Source organism: Pseudidiomarina sp. CB1, from assembly GCF_024752025.1.
In the GTDB taxonomy this organism is placed as follows: Bacteria; Pseudomonadota; Gammaproteobacteria; order Enterobacterales; family Alteromonadaceae; genus Pseudidiomarina.
Genome location: NZ_JANTPU010000001.1, coordinates 1,800,192 through 1,820,661, shown reverse-complemented (window position 1 = coordinate 1,820,661; position 20,470 = coordinate 1,800,192). Strand labels below are relative to the sequence as shown.

Annotated in this window: 16 protein-coding genes; 8 read left to right on the top strand and 8 right to left on the bottom strand. The window is 50.1% G+C overall.

What is annotated here, in order from left to right; translation table 11 throughout:
* Positions 1–35 precede the first annotated feature (35 nt).
* Genes dnaN through gyrB form a run of 3 tightly spaced genes read left to right on the top strand, consistent with a single transcriptional unit; the run spans position 36 to position 4,673 of the window.
* On the top strand, positions 36–1,136 hold the full coding sequence (gene dnaN, locus NV375_RS08660; RefSeq protein ID WP_258807780.1) for a DNA polymerase III subunit beta: 1,101 nt from the start codon (positions 36–38) through the stop codon (positions 1,134–1,136).
* 22 nt (positions 1,137–1,158) lie between these two features.
* Positions 1,159–2,241, top strand: a complete 1,083-nt coding sequence (gene recF, locus NV375_RS08655; RefSeq protein WP_258807779.1) for a DNA replication/repair protein RecF — start codon at positions 1,159–1,161, stop codon at positions 2,239–2,241.
* An 11-nt stretch (positions 2,242–2,252) separates the two neighbouring features.
* Positions 2,253–4,673: a DNA topoisomerase (ATP-hydrolyzing) subunit B gene (gyrB, locus tag NV375_RS08650; RefSeq protein ID WP_258807778.1), complete on the top strand. Its 2,421-nt coding sequence runs from the start codon at positions 2,253–2,255 to the stop codon at positions 4,671–4,673.
* A gap of 68 nt (positions 4,674–4,741) precedes the next feature.
* Here the strand turns inward: gyrB and glyS are convergent, their stop codons facing one another.
* Positions 4,742–6,811: a glycine--tRNA ligase subunit beta gene (gene glyS / locus NV375_RS08645; protein WP_258807777.1), complete on the bottom strand. Its 2,070-nt coding sequence runs from the start codon at positions 6,809–6,811 to the stop codon at positions 4,742–4,744.
* A 3-nt stretch (positions 6,812–6,814) separates the two neighbouring features.
* A complete protein-coding gene (gene glyQ, locus NV375_RS08640; protein WP_258807776.1) occupies positions 6,815–7,720 on the bottom strand; it encodes a glycine--tRNA ligase subunit alpha in 906 nt (301 codons plus the stop codon).
* A 99-nt stretch (positions 7,721–7,819) separates the two neighbouring features.
* Here glyQ and NV375_RS08635 point away from each other — a divergent pair, with 99 nt between their 5' ends.
* Together NV375_RS08635 and NV375_RS08630 are read left to right on the top strand one after the other, a co-directional pair.
* Positions 7,820–8,434 carry a DNA-3-methyladenine glycosylase I gene (locus tag NV375_RS08635; RefSeq protein WP_258807775.1) on the top strand — a complete coding sequence of 205 codons (615 nt, stop codon included), beginning with the start codon at positions 7,820–7,822 and terminating at the stop codon, positions 8,432–8,434.
* Positions 8,427–8,906, top strand: coding sequence for a GNAT family N-acetyltransferase (locus tag NV375_RS08630; RefSeq protein ID WP_258807774.1), 480 nt, complete (start codon positions 8,427–8,429; stop codon positions 8,904–8,906). Before NV375_RS08635 ends, NV375_RS08630 begins: the two co-directional genes overlap by 8 nt.
* Before the next feature lie 106 nt (positions 8,907–9,012).
* Here the strand turns inward: NV375_RS08630 and tusA are convergent, their stop codons facing one another.
* The 3 genes from tusA to fadB form a co-directional block, all read right to left on the bottom strand.
* Positions 9,013–9,246 carry a sulfurtransferase TusA gene (gene tusA / locus NV375_RS08625; RefSeq protein WP_126834325.1) on the bottom strand — a complete coding sequence of 78 codons (234 nt, stop codon included), beginning with the start codon at positions 9,244–9,246 and terminating at the stop codon, positions 9,013–9,015.
* Between the two features lie 99 nt (positions 9,247–9,345).
* The gene (gene fadA / locus NV375_RS08620) at positions 9,346–10,512 is read right to left on the bottom strand and encodes an acetyl-CoA C-acyltransferase FadA (protein WP_258807772.1); all 1,167 of its coding nucleotides are present in this window, start codon (positions 10,510–10,512) and stop codon (positions 9,346–9,348) included.
* Between the two features lie 11 nt (positions 10,513–10,523).
* Positions 10,524–12,665: a fatty acid oxidation complex subunit alpha FadB gene (gene fadB / locus NV375_RS08615; protein WP_258807771.1), complete on the bottom strand. Its 2,142-nt coding sequence runs from the start codon at positions 12,663–12,665 to the stop codon at positions 10,524–10,526.
* A 113-nt stretch (positions 12,666–12,778) separates the two neighbouring features.
* Here fadB and NV375_RS08610 point away from each other — a divergent pair, with 113 nt between their 5' ends.
* Genes NV375_RS08610 through NV375_RS08600 form a run of 3 tightly spaced genes read left to right on the top strand, consistent with a single transcriptional unit; the run spans position 12,779 to position 16,847 of the window.
* Positions 12,779–14,773 carry a transglycosylase SLT domain-containing protein gene (locus NV375_RS08610; protein ID WP_258807770.1) on the top strand — a complete coding sequence of 665 codons (1,995 nt, stop codon included), beginning with the start codon at positions 12,779–12,781 and terminating at the stop codon, positions 14,771–14,773.
* Positions 14,754–15,386, top strand: coding sequence for a YigZ family protein (locus NV375_RS08605; protein ID WP_258807768.1), 633 nt, complete (start codon positions 14,754–14,756; stop codon positions 15,384–15,386). The genes NV375_RS08610 and NV375_RS08605 overlap by 20 nt, the downstream gene beginning before the upstream one ends.
* Positions 15,387–15,395: 9 nt before the next feature.
* Entirely contained in the window at positions 15,396–16,847 is a 1,452-nt protein-coding gene (locus NV375_RS08600) for a TrkH family potassium uptake protein (protein ID WP_258807766.1), read from the top strand.
* Here the strand turns inward: NV375_RS08600 and trkA are convergent.
* The 3 genes from trkA to fmt are packed head-to-tail and all read right to left on the bottom strand — an operon-like array spanning position 16,844 to position 20,464.
* A complete protein-coding gene (gene trkA, locus NV375_RS08595; protein WP_126772211.1) occupies positions 16,844–18,220 on the bottom strand; it encodes a Trk system potassium transporter TrkA in 1,377 nt (458 codons plus the stop codon). The two genes, NV375_RS08600 and trkA, sit on opposite strands and share 4 nt — an antisense overlap.
* Positions 18,217–19,515: a 16S rRNA (cytosine(967)-C(5))-methyltransferase RsmB gene (gene rsmB, locus NV375_RS08590; protein ID WP_258807765.1), complete on the bottom strand. Its 1,299-nt coding sequence runs from the start codon at positions 19,513–19,515 to the stop codon at positions 18,217–18,219. Before rsmB ends, trkA begins: the two co-directional genes overlap by 4 nt.
* Entirely contained in the window at positions 19,508–20,464 is a 957-nt protein-coding gene (fmt, locus tag NV375_RS08585) for a methionyl-tRNA formyltransferase (protein WP_258807764.1), read from the bottom strand. Before fmt ends, rsmB begins: the two co-directional genes overlap by 8 nt.
* Between the last annotated feature and the right edge of the window lie 6 nt (positions 20,465–20,470).

The window sequence follows — 20,470 nt, the reverse complement described above, 5'->3', positions numbered from 1 at the left end:
GTGCGCAGGGATACGAAACACAGGGGAATGACGGGATGAAATTTACCATCAATCGTGATGCGTTTTTAAAGCCTCTCCAAGTAGTTAGTGGAGCAGTTGAACGTCGTCATACAATTCCAATTTTATCGAATGTATTGATTCAAGTTGCTTCGGATCATATTCGTCTTACTGGTACAGATTTAGAAGTTGAGTTGGTATCGGTGTGCGCAATCGAAGGTGGCGAAGAGGGGCAGCTCACGGTTCCCGCGAAGAAGTTGGTGGATATTGTCCGAAGTCTTCCAGATCACGCCGAGGTTGAAGTAAGTGCGAGCGGAGAAAAGGCGACCATTCGTTCGGGCCGCAGTAAGTTCACGCTAGCGACGTTGCCAGCCGAAGACTTTCCTAACATTGATGACTGGGATAGCGACATCCAACTTGTTACCTCGCAAGGTGTGTTACGCGACTTAATGGAGCGCACTCACTTTTCGATGGCGAATCAGGATGTGCGTTACTACCTAAACGGAATGTTGTTTGAAACGGATACAAACACTTTACGCACTGTTGCCACCGATGGGCACCGATTGGCGATGAGTTCAGTTGAGATCCCGCAACCCAACTTACCAGGCCGGCAAGTTATTGTTCCGCGCAAAGGTATCATGGAGTTGATGCGTTTGCTCGATGATGGCGATAACGAGGTGAAAGTAGCGATTGGTGCTAACCACATTCGTGTTGAGACCAACGGTATGTCATTCACCAGTAAGTTGGTGGATGGTCGCTTTCCTGACTATCGTCGGGTGCTACCGCAGGGGGGCGATAAAACCGTGGTTGCTGACCGCGATGTGCTCAAGCAAGCGTGCTCTCGTGCAGCGATTTTGTCGAATGAAAAGTACCGTGGTGTACGGGTAAATCTGAGTTCAGGAGAGATGTGCCTTACCGCTAATAACCCTGAACAAGAGACAGCTGAAGAAGTCATCGAAGTCGACTATCAAGGCGATAGCCTAGAAATTGGTTTTAATGTTAGCTATCTGATTGATGTTCTAAATACGATTCACGGCGAAAAGATCAAGATGACGTTATCGGGCCCTGACGCAAGTGGATTGATCGAAGATAATGAAGATGATGCTTCGTTGTACGTCGTCATGCCAATGCGCCTGTAGCCGCTAGTGATTAACGGGCTTTATGTATATTGACGCACTGACGCTAACAAACTTCCGAAATTTCGAAGAAGCGAAGGTGGTGCCGGGGCGTCAAGTTAATCTTTTGATCGGCGCAAATGGCAGTGGCAAGACAAGCCTATTGGAGTCTATTTACTGCTTAGGTTCGGGGCGTTCTTTTCGTCCGGGAAGTTATCGGCAAATCGTCCAGCATGAAAAAGAACGTTTTGTCATTTTTGCGAAAGTTACCGATCAAAAGGGCGAGGCGCATAACGTAGGCTTTCAAAGAGAATCATCTGGCGAAGTTAAGATACGTTTAGATGGGGAGGTTCTACGTAAGTTTGGACCGATGGCGAAAATGGTGCCTGTTCAATTGATGACGCCGGAAACGGTCGAGTTGATTCTAGGGGGGCCAAAGGTCCGTAGGCAGTTCATCGATTGGGGAGTGTTCCACGTGGAACATTCTTTTGTAGATGACTTTACCAAGTTCGCCTATCTGTTAAAGCAGCGTAATTCGTTGCTTAAAAGAAGACAGAAAAATGATGAAAATGTTTATTGGGATAAAAACTTTGCCGAGTATGGTGAACGCGTAGCGAAGTCTCGACATGAATATGTCGAGCGTTTTGCGCCTATTCTAGTTGAAAGGCTTAAACACTTTTTACCCCAATACACATTTAAGTTTCAGTTAAAAAGAGGGTGGGATAGCTCACTTAGCCTTGCAGAGGCAATGGCGCAACATGAGGATGCCGACTATCGGTATGGACATAGTACGGTTGGCCCTCATAAAGCTGAATTGCGAATGACTGCAAACGGGGAGGATGTGAAGAGTATTCTTTCCCGCGGGCAACTGAAGCTCTTGGTCGCAGCATTAAAAGTGGTGCAAGGAGAGTACTTAAGTAGCGAAACAGGAGTACAATGTATCTACTTGGTAGATGACATTACGGCGGAGCTAGATAGTACAAGCCAAGAAAAATTTTGTGAGGCCCTCGTGGCCACTAAAGCACAATTATTCGTTTCAGCGATAAATCAGGCGGAATTGCCTGAACTCATAAAAAGTGCTGATACAAAGATGTTCCACGTGGAACATGGAACCGTCAAGGAACTATAGAGAAACTAATTATGGCAGAAAATAATTACGATTCGTCCAGTATTAAAGTCCTTAAAGGGCTAGATGCCGTGCGCAAACGTCCGGGTATGTACATCGGTGACACCGATGATGGAACCGGACTTCACCACATGGTTTTTGAGGTGGTGGATAACTCCATTGACGAAGCATTAGCTGGACACTGCAAAGACATCGTTGTGACCATTCATTCCGATGGCTCGGTTTCAGTTCGAGATGACGGACGAGGGATTCCTGTAGACTTGCATCCAGAAGAGGGTGTTTCTGCGGCCCAGGTTATCATGACCGTACTGCATGCTGGCGGTAAGTTTGATGATAACTCCTATAAAGTCTCAGGCGGTTTGCACGGCGTGGGCGTTTCGGTTGTGAACGCATTATCAGACAAATTACAGTTGACCATTCGCCGCCAAGGGCATGTCTATGAGCAGTTCTATAGCTTAGGCGACCCAGATGCCCCGCTAAAGCAAATCGGTGACACTGATAAAACAGGTACCGAATTGCGCTTTTGGCCGAGCGCAACAATCTTCAGTGATGTCGAGTTCCACTACGATATTCTAGCCAAACGCTTACGGGAACTCTCATTCTTGAACTCGGGTGTCTCGATTATCCTTCAAGATGAGCGCAGCGATCGTAAAGACCACTTCAAATATGAAGGTGGTATCGCCGCATTCGTTCAATACCTTAACGATAAAAAGACGCCGATCCATCCCAACGTTTTCCACTTCACCTTAGAGCGTGAAGACGGCATCGCAGTTGAAGTTTCTATGCAGTGGAATGACTCATTCCAAGAGAATATTTTCTGCTACACGAACAATATTCCTCAACGTGATGGTGGCACACATTTGGCTGGCTTCCGTGCAGCACTTACGCGTACGCTTAATTCCTACATGGAAAAAGAGGGGCTCAATAAAAAGTACAAGACCAACGCCACCGGTGACGATGCTCGTGAAGGTTTGGTCGCTGTGGTATCAGTCAAAGTTCCTGACCCTAAGTTTTCATCACAGACGAAAGAAAAACTTGTTTCTTCAGAAGTGAAGTCTGCTGTAGAGCAAGCGATGAATGAGAAGCTTTCTGACTTCTTATTAGAACAGCCAAACGATGCAAAAATTATCGTGGGCAAGATTGTCGATGCGGCACGTGCACGTGAAGCCGCGCGGAAAGCTCGTGAGATGACACGCCGCAAAGGTGCTCTCGATATCGCGGGCTTGCCTGGTAAATTAGCGGACTGCCAAGAAAAAGATCCTGCACTCTCTGAACTCTATATTGTGGAGGGTGACTCTGCGGGTGGCTCGGCGAAGCAGGGGCGTAACCGTAAATTCCAAGCTATTTTGCCTCTGAAAGGTAAAATCTTGAACGTTGAAAAAGCGCGTTTTGATAAGATGCTTGCGTCGCAAGAAGTTGCGACACTGATTACGGCGCTTGGTTGCGGTATCGGTCGTGATGAATATAACCCAGATAAAACACGTTACCACCGCATCATTATCATGACCGATGCTGACGTCGACGGCTCGCACATTCGTACGTTGCTGTTGACGTTTTTCTATCGTCAAATGCCTGAGCTCATCGAACGTGGCTACATGTATATCGCGCAGCCGCCATTGTATAAGGTTAAAAAAGGCAAACAAGAGACGTATATCAAAGACGATCCGGGCTTGATTGTTTATTTGACCAGTATGGCGTTAGAAAATGCTTATTTGCATGTGAACGCAGAGGCGCCAGGTATTTCCGGAGCTCATCTTGAAACATTGGTGAATGACTATCAGCTTGCGCAGAATGCGATTAAGCAGCGATTATCGCGCCGTATGCCGGAAACCTTTTTACAGCGTTTACTTTACGCTCCGCGACTTACGGAAGAGTTGTTGAAAGACCAAGCTAGCATGCAAAAGTGGGCTGAAACGTTACAAGGCGACCTGACCACGCGTGAAACAAACTCAGCGACCTACACACTTTCGGTACAGTTCGATGAGGAGCGTTCATTGTATTTACCGGTTGTTACGGTTCGCCAGCACGGCATCGACAAAGATTACCCGTTAAACTTTGAGTTCCTGATGTCTCGCGACTATGACCAGTTGGTTAGCATTGGCGAAAAGATCAATGGTCTTGTCGAAGAGGGCGGCTATGTTCGACGTGGTGATAAAGAGAAGCCAATAAATGATTTTGTCGAAGCTGTAGAATGGTTAATCAATGAATCCAAGCGTGGCGTTTATATTCAGCGTTACAAAGGTCTTGGTGAAATGAACCCTGAACAGTTATGGGAAACCACCATGGATCCTGAGACACGTCGCATGCTTCGCGTCACAATCGAAGATGCGATTGCAGCAGACCAATTGTTCGTTACTTTGATGGGTGACGAAGTTGAACCTCGTCGCGACTTCATTGAAACGAATGCGTTGAAGGTTGCGAACCTAGACGTTTAGCGCTTCGTTGTCAAAGGCGTCAAAAAAAAAGGAGCCGACTGGCTCCTTTTTTATTATTTATCAAATGCTTACTGATTAAGAACCGATATGTCCGCAATCTGCAAGAACAGCCCACGTAAGCGTTGCAATAAAGCTTGACGGTTTTCACGGACTGCTGAGTCATCAGCATTGACCATTACGTTATCAAAGAATGCATCTACAGGCTTCTGTAAGGCCGCTAGGGCCTTTAATGCCCCGGTGTAGTCTCCTTGCTCTAATGCACTACCAGAACGCAGCTCAGCCTCTTCTAACGCTTTAACAAGAGCAATTTCTTCTTGCGCCGACAACAAACCGCTATCAACTTTGTCTGCAATTGGCGTCTCTACTTTCGCTAGAATATTAGCGACGCGTTTATTTGCGGCAGCTAATGCTTCAGCTTCGTTAAGCTCACGGAAGCTTGCAACGGCACGAACCCGCTTATCAAAGTCGACCGGTGCAGTGGGGCGGCGCGCGAGCACTGCTTGAATAACATCGACGCTAATCCCTTGCTCTTGGTACATCGGACGGAAGCGACCTAGCAAAAACTCCAACACGTCATTGGTGACATTGTCGTTGGTAAGAAGCTTCGCAAAGCTGCTACGTGATAGTTCGATCAGATCGATGAGATCAAGCGGTAAGTCTTTTTCGACAATAATCCGCAGCAAGCCAATCGCCGCGCGACGCAACGCAAAAGGGTCACGATCGCCTTTTGGCGTTTGCCCGATGCCAAAAATACCCACCAAGGAATCGAGTTTATCGGCAATTGCTACTGCACACCCGGCGATACTTTGTGGCAACACGTCGCCGCTAAAGCGTGGTAAATAATGCTCATAAATCGCCTCTGCGACGCCCTCGGCTTCACCGTCGTTACGAGCGTAATGCATCCCCATAACGCCTTGTGTTTCAGGAAACTCAGATACCATTTGCGCTACCAAGTCGGCTTTACAGAGATAACCCGCGCGCTCGGCAACGTCGCCACTTTGCCCGAGTTTTTCGGCAATCCCCGCAGCGACTTGGGAAATACGATCTGACTTATCTTTGATGCTTCCTAATTGCTTTTGGAACAAAACGTTCGCAAGGGCAGGAACACGGTCAACGAGCTTGGTTTTCTTATCAGTTTCAAAGAAAAACTGTGCATCGGCTAAGCGTGGGCGCACAACACGTTCATTACCTGAAATGATTTGCGCTGGGTCTTTACTGTCGATATTGGTGACAAACACGAACTTGGACAAAAGGTTACCGTTGTTGTCTTCGAGCGGGAAGTAACGTTGATCGTCCTTCATGGTAACGATCAAGGGCTCTTTAGGTACATTCAAAAAACTTTCATCAAAGCTTGCCGTTAAAGCCGCTGGCCATTCGACCAAAGCGGTGACCTCGTCAAGCAGCTCAGCGTCTTCGCGAATCGTACCCTTTGCGGCTTTCGCTGCGGCACTGATGCCGTCGACGATGCGCTGCCGACGTTTGGCGAAATCAGCGATCACATAGGCTTCCTCTAGTGTCGACTCGTAATCGTCAGCGTGCTTCAAGGTCGCGCCCTGAGGACGATGAAAGCGGTGACCTAGCAAATGATTTGAAGCAGCCACACCAAGCACTGTGCCAGGAATAAGCTGATCACCGTGCAGCATTGTTACGGTATGTACCGGACGAATAAACTGCACCGAGCTTGAGCCCCAGCGCATCGGCTTCGGAATGGGCAATTGCGCCAAAGCTTTTTGTACAAAATCAGGCAGCAAATCAGCCAATGGTTGACCTTTTACTTCAGCTTTATACAACAGCCATTCGCCTTTATCGGTGACGAGGCGCTCGGCCTCAGCAACGCTAATACCGTTGGAGCGAGCCCAGCCCTCGGCAGCCTTGGTTGGATTGCCGTCGCTATCAAAAGCTACATCAACCGACGGGCCGCGCTTTTCGACGACTTGATCGGCTTGCTGAGCAGCAACGTCCTTAAGCTGCACGGCAAGACGACGCGGGCTGGCGAATAAATGCATCGCGCCAGTGGCGATGTTATGTTCTTGCAACTGATTTTGCAGCGCATCGCCAAAGGCTTCGCTAAGACGCTTAAGGGCCTTCGGGGGTAATTCTTCGGTACCTATTTCTACGAGTAGGGTAGCTGTTTGCACGACTTAGGCTCCTTGCTCTGCCAGTGGAAATCCAAGCGCTTCTCGCGCAGCGTAGTAAGCTTCGGCACAACCCTTGGCCATAGTGCGAACACGTAAAATATAGCGTTGCCGCTCAGTCACCGAAATGGCATGACGGGCATCCAGCAAATTGAAGGCATGTGAAGCGCGCATAACTTGTTCATACGCTGGTAGCGGCAGGTTTGATGACAGTAAGTGCTCACATTCTTTCTCGCAAGAATCAAAGCGAGCGAATAAAACATCAACATCAGCGTGTTCGAAGTTATAAGTGGATTGTTCAACTTCGTTTTGATGGAAAACATCGCCATAAAGAATTTTGCCGCGTGGGCCGTCGGTCCAAACGAGGTCATAGATGCTATCCACGCCTTGAATGTACATGGCTAAACGCTCGAGGCCATAAGTAATTTCGCCGGCCACTGGCTTACACTCAAGCCCACCGACTTGCTGGAAATAAGTGAACTGTGTCACTTCCATGCCGTTTAGCCAAACTTCCCAACCAAGACCCCATGCACCAAGGGTTGGCGATTCCCAGTTATCTTCAACGAAGCGAATATCGTGTACCAGCGGGTCAAAGCCGAGCATTTGCAGGGAGCCTAAGTAAAGCTCCTGAATATCTTTTGGTGATGGTTTCAAAATCACTTGGAACTGATAGTAATGTTGCAAACGGTTAGGGTTTTCGCCGTAACGGCCATCCGTCGGCCGGCGGCACGGTTGCACGTAGGCATAGTTGGCTGGCTCTGGGCCGACCGCACGGATAAAGGTCATTGGATGGAAGGTGCCTGCACCTACTTCCATGTCGAGGGGCTGCACAATTGCGCAACCTTGCTGCGCCCAGTAATCTTGCAGCGCGAGGATAAGCCCCTGAAAGGTTTTTACATCATAGCTAGCCATGGGTTGGTCTCGTACTTAGATCTTTACGGAAAATTGGCGTAAATTATAACCTTTATTCAGCCTTGGTGACAGGGCATGGCTATAGGAGCCAAGTGAAAAATGCCAGACAACTTGAAGCGCTGCAGTTGGTGCGGTGATGACCCGCAATATACGCGTTACCACGATAAGGTATGGGGACGGCCAGTGGCCGACAGCCAAGAGTTGTTCGCCAAACTTTGTTTGGACGGTCAGCAAGCCGGTTTGAGCTGGATAACGATTTTGCGCAAGCAAGAAAATTACGAACAGGCGTATTGTGATTTCGACCCCGAGCAGATCATACAACTTCCAGCAAGTTACAAAGACGATTTGATGCAAAATGCGGGTATTATTCGTAATAAACTTAAAATCGAGTCTATTTTCAAGAATGCACGGGCTTATCTGCAATTACGTGAGCAAGGCATCGCGTTTAATGATTTTTTGTGGCAATTCAGCGATGGAACGCCGCGAATTTTCGCTCGGCAGGGTGGCGACATACCGACTTCTGACGAGGTTTCTGATAGGATGGCCAAAGCCTTAAAGAAAGCGGGTTTTAGCTTTGTAGGTACGACGATATGTTATGCATTTATGCAAGCGGTGGGCATGGTGAATGATCATGTGGTTCACTGCCATTGCTACGACGAAGTATGTCGTGAAATGCGTGATTTTTCTCCAACAGCACGAGAGCATCATGGTTGAAATTATTTTAGCGGATTACCAAAATCCGAAGCACCGTCAAGCGGTAGTTGCGATGTTAAATGATTATGCGCAAGATCCAATGGGCGGCGGCGAGGAGTTGCCGGAAGAAACCAAGGAAAACTTGGTCGATGAAATGGCGAAGCGCGATTATGTTTTTTCACTGCTGGCTTTTGTCGATGATGAACCTGTAGGGCTTGCCAACTGTGTCGAAGGCTTCTCAACCTTCGCGGCAAAACCAGTGATGAACATTCATGACATTGCTGTTATCAAGGACTTCCGCGGCAAAGGTATTGCTAAGCGTCTGCTGCAAGAAGTAGAAACCCTGGCGCAATTCCGGGGCTGTGTGAAGCTCACGCTAGAAGTACTGCAAGGCAACGAGCCAGCAAAAATTGCCTACGACAAATTCGGCTTCAAACCTTACCAACTCGACGAAGCCAACGGCAAAGCCGAGTTCTGGCAAAAGTACATCTAAAAGGCGAAGGCCTTTCTGCGAGGCTCTAACTCAAGCACCAAGGGACGCCGTGAACCCGTCCTTGGGGGCTTGCCTGCCGCATCCCTGCGGCAGACACCCTTTCGCCCTAGCCCTTACGGATCACGTAGCGATACGGTGTAGCCGCGGTCTCGGCGAGCACCAACTCATGATCCATAAAGCGGCAGAAGCTGGGGATATCGCGGGTGGTGGCGGGGTCGTCGGCGATGACTTCAAGCAGGGCGCCTGACTCAAGTTTGCGGATGGCGGCACGGATCAGCATCACTGGCTCCGGGCAGCGGAGTCCGAGGGTATCGAGGCTTTCGGTGATGGTTTCTGACACGATTTTTCCTTCTAAATCCGCAACACAAATAAAAACGCCGCATCCGACAAGGATACGGCGTTTATTTTACGGTAAAACCGTGGCGCGCAAAAGCGCGGCTTAGTCGAGGCGCTCAAACACGGTGGCAATGCCTTGGCCAAGGCCGATACACATGGTCGCGAGACCCAATGTCGCGCCTTTGTCTTCCATCAGGTTGAGCAGGGTGGTCGAAATACGCGCACCTGAACAGCCGAGTGGGTGACCGAGAGCGATGGCGCCGCCGTTCAAGTTAACCTTTTCCTCCATCTTGTCGAGTATGCCGAGGCCTTTGAGTACCGGCAGTGATTGCGCGGCGAAGGCTTCGTTAAGCTCGAATAGGTCGATATCATCGATGCTTAAGCCAGCACGTTTAAGTGCTTTCTTGGTGGCTGGCACTGGGCCGAAGCCCATGATCGATGGATCGCAACCGGCGACTGCCATGGAGCGAATTTTCGCACGAGGCTTCAAGCCAAGGGCTTTGGCTTTGTCGGCTGACATGATGAGCATTGCTGCGGCGCCGTCTGACAGCGCAGAAGAAGTACCTGCAGTTACGGTACCGTTGGCTGGATCGAACACAGGACGTAGCTGCGACAAGCCTTCCACTGTGGTTTCCGGGCGAATCACTTCGTCATCTTTGATGAGGCGCAATACGCCGTCGGCGTCGTGACCTTCGATCGGTAAGATTTCTTTAGCGAAGCGGCCGTCAACGGTCGCTTGATGTGCACGTTGATGTGAGCGTGCACCGAAGGCGTCTTGCGCTGCACGGTCAATTTCGAATTTACGTGCCAATAACTCAGCGGTCATGCCCATCGAGCCAGAGGCGCGGGCGACCGACTTGTTCATACCTGGATGGAAGTCGATGCCGTGAGTCATGGGTACGTGACCCATGTGTTCGACACCGCCAGCGATGAAGATGTCCCCGTCGCCGGCCATGATGGCACGCGCTGCGTCGTGAATGGCTTGCATCGATGACCCGCAGAGGCGGTTCACCGTCACTGCGGCAACGTGGTGCGGAATACCAGCAATCAACGCTGCGTTACGGGCAACGTTGAAGCCTTGTTCTAGGGTCTGCTGTACGCAGCCCCAGTAGATGTCTTCGAGTTCGTTCACGTCAACTTCTGGGTTACGCTCCAGCAGGCCTTTCATCAGGTGCGCAGAGAGGTCCTCGGCACGCACATTGCGAAATACGCCGTTTTTCGAGCGCCCCATTGGGGTACGAATACAATCGACAATTACTACGTCTTTCATAATTTCCTCCGTTAGCCTGCAAAGTACGATTTACCGGCTTTCGCCATTTCACGCAGGCCATCGGTGACTTGATACATTTCACCTAAATGCGCGTATTTGTCGGCCAGCTCAACAAAGTTGGCCAAACCCATGGTTTCTAGGTAACGGAATGGGCCGCCACGGAACGGCGGGAAGCCTAGTCCGTATAGGAGTGCGATGTCGCACTCTGCTGCTGAGCCGACGATGCCTTCTTCAAGACAACGCACACATTCGTTGACCATTGGCACCATGGTGCGGGCAATGATTTCTTCGGCACTGAGTTCTGTGCCTGAAATTCCCAGCATCTCATAAACTTCTGGTGCTTTTTCTTTGCTAGGGCGGCCCTTTTTGTCGACGCCATAGTTGTAGAAGCCTTTGCCATTTTTCTGACCATAGCGGTCGGCGGCGGCAAGTTTGGCAATAGCACTGCTGGTATCACGAGGCATACGTGACGGGAAGCCATCAGCCATGACCACGGTGCAGTGATCGGCGGTGTCGATGCCAACCACGTCCGACAGATAAGCAGGGCCCATTGGCCAACCAAATTGCCGTTCCATAACCTTGTCGATAGCGGCGAAATCTACACCTTCGTCGACCATACCAGCAAAGCCGGCGAGGTATGGGAACAATACGCGGTTGACTAAGAAACCTGGGCAATCGTTGACAACGATCGCGGTTTTTCCCATGCGTGCGGCGTACGCCACAACGGCATTGACGGTATCATCAGAGGTTTTTTCACCACGGATGATTTCAACCAACGGCATTTTGTGCACCGGGTTAAAGAAGTGCATGCCACAGAAGCGCGAAGGGTCTTTGAGGTTCTTCGCTAAGCGGTCGATCGAAATCGTTGAAGTGTTCGAAACAATGATCGCGTCATCGGCGACGACATCTTCCATACCGGCCAGCACTTTACCTTTCACGTCTGGGTTTTCGACCACGGCTTCAACGACGATGTCGACGTCTTTGACGGCTTCATCGAGCAGAGTAGGAGTAATCGATGACAAGATCTTGGCCATTTTCTTATGGTCAATTTTGCCGCGCTCAACCAACTTACCAAGAATCTTGCTGGCTTCGCCCATGCCTTGGTCTAAGGCTTCTTGACGAATATCCTTCATTACCACCGGAACGCCTTTGTAGGCTGACTGGTAGGCGATACCGCCACCCATGATGCCGGCACCAAGTACTGCTGCTGACTTGATTTCTTTAGTCGCTTGTTTGGCCGCTTTCTTGGCTTTGCCTTTGACCATTTGGTCGGCCATGAAAATGCCAACTTGTGCCTGACAAGCGTCGGTCTGCGTGAGGCCAACGAACGCTTTGTTTTCGGCATTCAATGCTTCTTCACGGCCATGGCGTGCACCATCTTCAATCGCTTTGATGGCGGCGTGTGGTGCCGGGTAGTGCTTACCTGCTTTCGCAGCCACCATACCTTTAGCGGTGACCAAAGTCATGGTGAGCTCAGTGTCATTGGCTTTTAAAGCTTCTAGTTTTGGCTGGCGCTTCGCTTGCCAATCAAGGTCGCCTGCGATGGCTTGCTTGACGATCTCCAAAGCGGCATCGCGAAGTTTTTCTGGGGCTACAACAGCGTCAACTAGGCCAACTTTCTGCGCGGCGGCCGCTGAGTTGTTTTTACCGGTAGTGATCCACTCGAGGGCGTTATCTGGCCCAATAATGCGAGGTAAACGGACGACGCCACCGAAGCCAGGAATCAAACCGAGTTTTACTTCTGGCAAGCCGATGGTTGCGGTGGTATCGGCAACGCGGTAGTCACAAGCGAGCGTGGCTTCACAGCCGCCGCCAAGCGCAAAGCCGGTCACTGCCGCAACTGTAGGCACTGGCAGGTCTTCGAGCTGATCAAAGACGCGTGAGGCTTTGTGTACCCATTTCTTGGTTTGATCGACATCTGCGAACAAGGTTTGGAATTCGGTAATATCAGCGCCTACAATGAAGGTAGGTTTGCTACTGGTGACAATAACGCCACGTAGGTCTTTGGTTTCGGCGAGTTTCGCTAAAGCCTGACTGAATTCTTCCAAGGTTTTCTGGTCGAATTTGTTAACTGAACCAGCGGCTGCAAATTGCAACTCGGCAATGCCGTCAGTAACAAACTCAACCCGAATGCTATCACCCTGATAAATCATAAAAGGTCTCCTGATTTTCAGATTGCTTTCGGTTAGCGTATGATTAGTCGTTACGAGAGTTTGGCTCGAATAGGCTCATTTTTCAATGATTATTTAAACGAGCGTTTGAAATTATGCGGACATTAAGTGGTACAAGTTGTGCGCTTCTGTTTACAGCCTTCGTAAGTTTGCTGTGGAGCTCGAGCGGCTGGTCTGAGCCGAAAATCCACGATCCTGTGTTGGCGAATATCGAACAACGGAGCGAGCAGCGTGAGCTGTTTGTGAAAGCTGAATATGCTGCTAAACGAGGACGCTTAATTGAATATCAACAGCTTCTTGAGCAGCTCACGGATTATCCGCTAACACCTTATCTAGAACTTGAGCGCCTGCAGCAAGTGGGCTATCTCGCAAACGAAGACCGCGTATTACGCTTCTTTAATGCCATGCAGAAAACACCACTCGATTGGCAGCTGCGTGCGCCCTGGTTAGATTACTTAGCCCGTAATAACGAGCAACAACGCTTTCTTCGGGATTTTCGCCACCCCGGTCGACTTGACCATCGTTGCTATTTTTGGCGCTTTACACTTACCCAAAAAACGCAGCCACGTGCCGCAGTAATGCGCGCAGTTGATCAGCTTTGGCAGACGGGTGAATCCTTACCCAAGGAATGCGATCCGTTGTTGGCGACATGGAGTAAGGCTGGTAATCGCACTGAAGAGCTGGTTTGGCGGCGCGCGAAATTAGCGGCCGAAGACGGTAAGCACACCCTGTTACCGTATCTAGCGGGCCTCGTTGAGGAGCCTACACGGTCGCTGATTTTGAGTTATCGACAGGTACGCAGAAATCCCGCTAACTTGGTGCGCGAGCTCGACGCTTTGGCTGAGCACAAAGGCAAGGCGCAAGAACGCGCGGCACAAATTGTCGCTTATGGGCTCGGTCGTCTCATTTGGCGTGACCCTGATGTCGCCCTAAAGACCGTCGGTAATTTGCCTGCAGGTATCAAACTTTCATCCGCACAGTGGACGGAGTTAGAGCAAAAATTTGCGGTGGCATTGAGCGCAAAGAATCATGAACAAGCACATAACTGGCTAACGCGTCTTGAACCGACCGAACATGACAGTCAAACATTACAGTGGCAGCTGGCCGAGTGGGTTCGAGAGGGCGCTTGGCGCTCCTTTGTTGACGACCCAGTTGCTGAAATGGCGACCGCAAGCGGCAGTGCACAATGGCGTTATTGGCGGGGCCGAGCATATGAAGAGCTGGGCCAGCCACAAAAAGCGCTAGCGCAGTACGAAGAAATCGCGAAACAACGTAATTATTATGGATTTCTTGCGGCGACCAAGCTGGGCACACCATTGCAGCTAGCACGGGAACAAATAAATTTTTCAGCCAGTGAGCTGGATACGGTAAGACAGCTTCCAGGAGTGCAGCGCACGTATGAATTTTTGCAGTTACAACGTTACCTAGACGCACGCCGTGAATGGTACGAATTGTTGCAGCACACAAGTGCGCGTGAGCAAGAGTTGATGGCGGTTCTGGCATCGCAGTGGGGGTGGCATGATCAGGTCATTTATACGCTAGGGCAACTGGGCGAATTTGGGGCTATTGAGCAACGTTTTCCATTCGCTTATGCAAATGAACATCGCGAATTCGCACAGTCTGCAGGAATCGATTTGGAATGGGCTTTGGCGATTTCGCGCCGCGAAAGCTCATTTCGGTTTGATGCTTATTCACATGCTGGCGCGCATGGTTTAATGCAGTTATTACCGAGTACGGCAAAATACGTCGGCCGGCGTGACTACAGTCGGTTCGACTTGTATAACGTAAACACCAACATTCTGCTGGGAACGCGGTATTTGGCCGATCTAAAGCGTCGCCTAGGCGATAACTGGGTACTGGCGACGGCAGCCTATAATGGCGGTATTTATCGCGTGACGGAGTGGATACCACAAGAGAGTATGGCGATGGATCGTTGGATCGAAACGATCCCCTACAAAGAAACACGAGACTACGTAAAGAATGTTTTAGCGTATCAACAAATTTACTTGCTACTTTCGGAGCAAGCTCCAGCGAATCGATTTGCTGATGTTGCGACGATGAAGATAAGTCGTGAAAGCGTTGGTTTATAGTGCTGTGCAACATTATTTAATTCCAAAAACTGCGGTTTTCGTCGAGCTTGAAATTAAGCAAAGTCGTTTTATCACCTCACTAAAGCCTGTGGCATCACTTGCCGAGCATCAAGCGCATATTACTGAGTGTCAGCAGCGCTGGCCGGGTGCTAGTCATTATTGTAGTGCTGCGGTAGCGGGTGCGCCTAATGCGAGTCAGCAGTATGCAATGAGTGATGATGGTGAGCCAAGCGGTACCGCCGGGCGGCCGATGCTCAATGTTCTTCTGAAGCAGGAAGTAGGCGAGCTCTCTGTGGTCGTGACACGCTATTTTGGCGGTATCAAATTGGGTACCGGCGGACTGCAGCGAGCTTATTCACAAGCTACGGTCGATGTTTTACAAGCGGCAGAATTTATTGAAAAAAAGGTACGCAAAGCAGCTTATATACACTACGATTATGCTGATCAAAAAATAGTATCGCATTGGCTTGCCCAATATGATGCTGTGACGCAACATCAGGACTTTGCAGCGGCTATCGAGCACGACCTTGCCGTAGCTGAAAGTGACTTCGAAGACTTAGCCGAAGCCTTAAAAAATGCGACACAAGGGCGTGTCGAACTAAAAGAATCTTGAGGAACCGCCGTGCGCTTTCGAGGTATTTTACGAGTACTGGGATTATTGATTTGTGTGTTTAGTGTGACCTTGTTGCCTCCGGCGGCGGTTGCATTGTATTTCGGTGACGGTGGCGGAACGGCGTTCATGCTGGCGTTTGCAATTAGCTTGGTGATCGGCTTCTTTGTTTGGTACCCAAACCGTAGCATCCACACCGACCTAAAAGTTCGCGATGGTTTTCTATTGACGGTACTTTTTTGGACGGTTCTTGGTATGGTCGGGGTTATGCCACTGTGGTTTGCGGAAGAGCTTCCTCTGTCATTTACCGATGCGGTGTTTGAGTCGTTTTCGGGGTTAACGACGACTGGCGCCACGGTCATTCAAGGCATTGAAACGCTCCCTCATAGTCTCTTGTTCTACCGCCAACAACTGCAATGGCTCGGCGGTATGGGGATTATCGTTCTTGCAGTGGCCATCATGCCGATGCTCGGTATCGGTGGCATGCAGCTTTATCGGGCGGAAATCCCGGGACCACAAAAAGATACTAAAATGACCCCAAGGATCGCCGATACTGCGAAGCACCTTTGGTACATTTATGTAGCGCTAACCGCCACCTGCGCGTTTGCTTACTACTTGGCTGGCATGAATTGGTTCGATGCCATCGGGCATGCGTTTTCAACCATAGCTGTAGGTGGTTTCAGTACTTACGATGCAAGTATGGGGTACTTTGATAGCAGTACAATTAACACGATTTGCGTAGTGTTCTTGCTGTTGTCATCCATCAACTTCGCACTGCATTATGCGGCAGCCACGAACCATTCCATAATGAACTACTTGCGCGACCCAGAAGTGCGCGCTTTTCTTGGGATTCAAGCCGTCCTCGTATTTTTAGTGTTCGCAACTGTCTTGGTGCATAAAGAATTTGCGGATACCGGAACGGCCTTTAATCAAGCGATGTTCCAAGCGGTTTCAATTAGTACCACCGCGGGCTTTGCAACCACGGACTTTGCTGCGTGGCCGCTGTTTCTACCAATTATGTTGATTTTCGCCAGCTTCATTGGCGGTTGCGCGAGTTCCACCGCAGGTGGTTTAAAGGTTGTGCGGGTCGTATTATTGTTCCGCCAAGGCGTACGTGAACTCAATCGGCTTGTACACCCTGCGGGAGTTTACTCGGTCAAGCTTGGCAATCGGGTGTTACCACAACGGGTGGTTGAAGCGGTGTGGGGCTTTTTTGCAGCCTATGCGCTGGTGTTTGTCGTTATCATGGTCGGCCTGTTGGCGACCGGGTTGGATGATATTACCGCGTTTTCTGCAACCGCGGCGTGCTTAAATAACTTGGGCCCCGGTTTAGGTGACGTTGCAGCGAATTATGCAACGATTCCCGATACTGCGAAGTGGTTACTCGTGGCCGCGATGCTGTTTGGGCGCCTTGAGGTGTTTACGATTTTGGTATTGTTGACACCAACGTTCTGGCGCTCTTAGAAGAACAGAGCGCTTGGTTGGAACAGGCGTTCAACTTCACGAATATACTTTTTGTCGACCAAGAACAAAATGACGTGGTCGTCAGGCTGTAACATCGTATCGTCATGCGCAATCATAACTTCATGGCCACGAACAATCGCGCCAATGGTGGTACCTGGCGGGAGCTTGATTTCACTAATCACGCGACCAACCACCTTCGAAGTTTTCTCGTCCCCATGCGCAATCGCTTCAATTGCCTCGGCAGCACCTTTACGCAATGAGTAAGCGTTAACAATGTCACCTTTACGAATGAGTGAGAGCAGGGCAGATACCGTTGCTCGCTGTGGCGAGATGGCAATATCAATCACATTATCTTGGACTAAATCGACGTAGGCTTGGCGTTGAATGAGTACCATGGTCTTTTTGGCGCCCATTTTTTTGGCAAGCATGGCCGACATGATATTGGCTTCATCATCGTTGGTTACGGCAATGAATACATCGACATCTTCAATATGTTCGTCACTCAGCAACCGTGAATCTGAAGCGTCACCTTGTAAAATCGTAGTGTGGCGTAACTGTTCATTAAGTACTTCGGCACGCTCACTATTATGCTCGACCAATTTAACGTGATGATTTTCTTCGAGCATACGAGCTAAGCCCGCGCCCACGTTACCACCACCGGCGATCATGACCCGTCGATACTGATGTTCAAGTTTTTGCATTTCTTCCATTACCATACGCACGTAACGCGTATCCGTAATGAAAAAAACCTCATCACCAGCTTCGATAATGGTCGTACCCATAGGTTTTATGGCTTTACCTTGTCGAAATATTGCAGCGACGCGCGTCTCGACATTGGGCATGTGTTCCTTCAACGACGATATCGCATGGCCAACCAATTTGCCGCCGTAATAGGCTTTTACCGCAACGAGGCTAGCGCGCCCACCAGCAAACTCCATAACCTGCAGGGCTCCTGGGTAATCCACCAGTCGTTTTATGTAATGTGTGACTTGTTGTTCAGGCGAGATAATGTGGTCGACGGGAACATCATCTTTATGGAACAGGCGATCTTTGAAGTCGATATAAGCTTCTGAGCGAATTCGTGCAATGCGTTGCGGCGTTTTGAATAGCGTGTATGCAATCTGACAAGCAAGCATATTGGTTTCGTCACTCGGGGTGACCGCAATCAGCATATCGGCATCTTCGACGCCGGCATTGCGCAGTACCCGTGGATGCGATGCATACCCTTGAACCGTACGAATATCATTGGTTTCTGACAGCTCAGTTAGGCGCGCTAAGTCAGTATCCACAACGGTAATATCGTTGTCTTCGCCAACGAGGTTCTCCGCGAGGGTACCCCCAACTTGTCCACCACCTAAGATGACGATTTTCATAGTTGTTTTTCCACTATTGCGTAGAAGAAGCCATCACCACCTTGTTCACCCGGTAAGCGCTGCCAACATGTCGCGCCATCGGGCGCGGTTGGTAACGCAGATGCGTCGGCATGGCGTTTCATAAACGCTTCTATTTGTTGTTTATTCTCGGCCGGTAAAATTGAACATGTGGCGTAAACTAACCTACCACCTGGACGCAACATTGGCCAGAGTGCATCGAGTAACTCGCATTGTGTTTGTTTGAGTTGCGCAATATCGCTTGGTCGCCGCAGCCATTTGATATCCGGATGGCGGCGGATGACACCAGTGGCAGAGCAGGGTGCATCGAGTAAAATGCGGTCATAAAGTTCGCCATCCCACCATTGGTCATGCTTGGCTGCGTCGCCACATAACACCTGCGCGTGAAGTTGCAGTCGGTCAAGGTTCTCGCGGACCCGTTGCAAACGTTGTTCATCAATATCTAATGCATGTACCGTAGCCTGCGGTGCCAACTCAAGAATATGCGCGGTCTTGCCGCCTGGTGCGGCGCAACAGTCTAATATGCGTTCGCCGTCCTGAGCTTCGAGTAGTTTAGCAGCTTGTTGTGCGGCGATGTCCTGTACTGAAAACCAGCCTTCGGCGAACCCAGGGAGTTGACGGACGTCGACCGCGTGCGTTAGCGGAATACTTGCACTTTCGTGTGAATGCTCAGCTCTAAGTTCAGGGTCATAGGCGTCGAGTGCGGTGATAAAATCGGTAACGCTAACTTGCTGTATATTGACGCGCAGCCACATTGGGGCCTGCTCATTATTGGCCGAAAAAATGGCTTGGGCTTGAGCGGGGTAGGCGTATTGAATTTGTTCCGCTAGCCAGCGTGGGTGCCCATGGTTCAAATTTTGGTCGGCTTGCAACTTGCTTAGCAGTGTGTCTCGTTGGCGCTGTAAATTACGTAAAATAGCGTTGACTAAGCCTTTCTGTCGACGTTTTTTGAGCAGCTCTGTGGCATCAACAGTGGCGGATACAGCGGCATGATCGGAAGTTCGCATAAAAAGAAGTTGGTAAGCGCCCACTAACAGCAGGTGGTGCAATATTAAAAGGTCTTTCTTTAATGGCTTACTAACAAAAGATGCTATTGCGGCATTAAGTACGGGCAAATGACGAAGTACGCCGTAACATAACGACTGCACCATAGCTCGATCGCGGCCGTCAAACTGCTCAGTATGTTGGGGGAGCGTTTGGCTTAGTGAGCGTCCGTGTTCCAGAACATCGAATACGATACGTGCTGCTGCGGCTCGTGAAGCGGCGCCATTACTCATGGTTAGCTCCAGCTAGTTGGCTACCTACTGGGAAATGCTCGGCGCGACCGTTGAGAAAGTCTGCCGCAGGCATGGGCTTTTTCCCCGCTGGCTGCAATTCAAGAATGCGTAAGGCGTTTTCTTGAGTTTTCACGACGATGCCTGATTTGTCTGCTGATAATACCGTCCCCGGTGCGACGTTAGAAGTATCAGGAAGAACTTCGGCGCGCCAGATCTTCAGTGTTTCGCCGGTGGCGCTGCGCAGCCAAGCCACTGGCCATGGATTAAATGCGCGTATCCAACGCTCTAAAACAACCGCAGGTTGTTGCCAATTCAATTGCGCTTCTTCTTTACTGAGTTTGTGGGCATAGGTAACACAAGTCTCGTCTTGTTGCTGCGCAGTACTTAGTTTCTGCGGTAACTCGTGTAAACATTCGAGCAGCGCAGCTGGGCCCAACTTAGCTAGTTTTTCGTACAAACTCGCCGAAGTCTCTTCTGCGGCAATCGGGAGTGCTTTTTCGAGTAATACTGGGCCTGTGTCTAAGCCGGCTTCCATTTGCATGATGGCGACGCCTGCATGCGTGTCACCCGCCCAAATCGCACGTTGAATTGGTGCAGCTCCACGCCAGCGCGGCAAGAGTGAGCCGTGCACGTTAATACACCCATAGGTCGGGATACGTAGCACTGCTTCGGGCAAAATGAGGCCATACGCCACCACAACCATTACATCGGCGTGATAGCTAGCTAACTGCGCCTGAACGTCGGGGTCTTTGAGTGACACCGGTTGCTCAACCGCAACATCATGCGCCAAAGCAAGCTGCTTAACCGCACTTGCTTGTAGCTTTTTGCCACGCCCAGCAGGACGATCGGGCTGAGTATAAACCGCTACGACTTCGTGCTCTTTCGCAGCAAATAACGCTTCTAAGTGGCCCGCAGCGAACTCAGGGGTTCCGGCAAAAACGATACGCATCAGTGG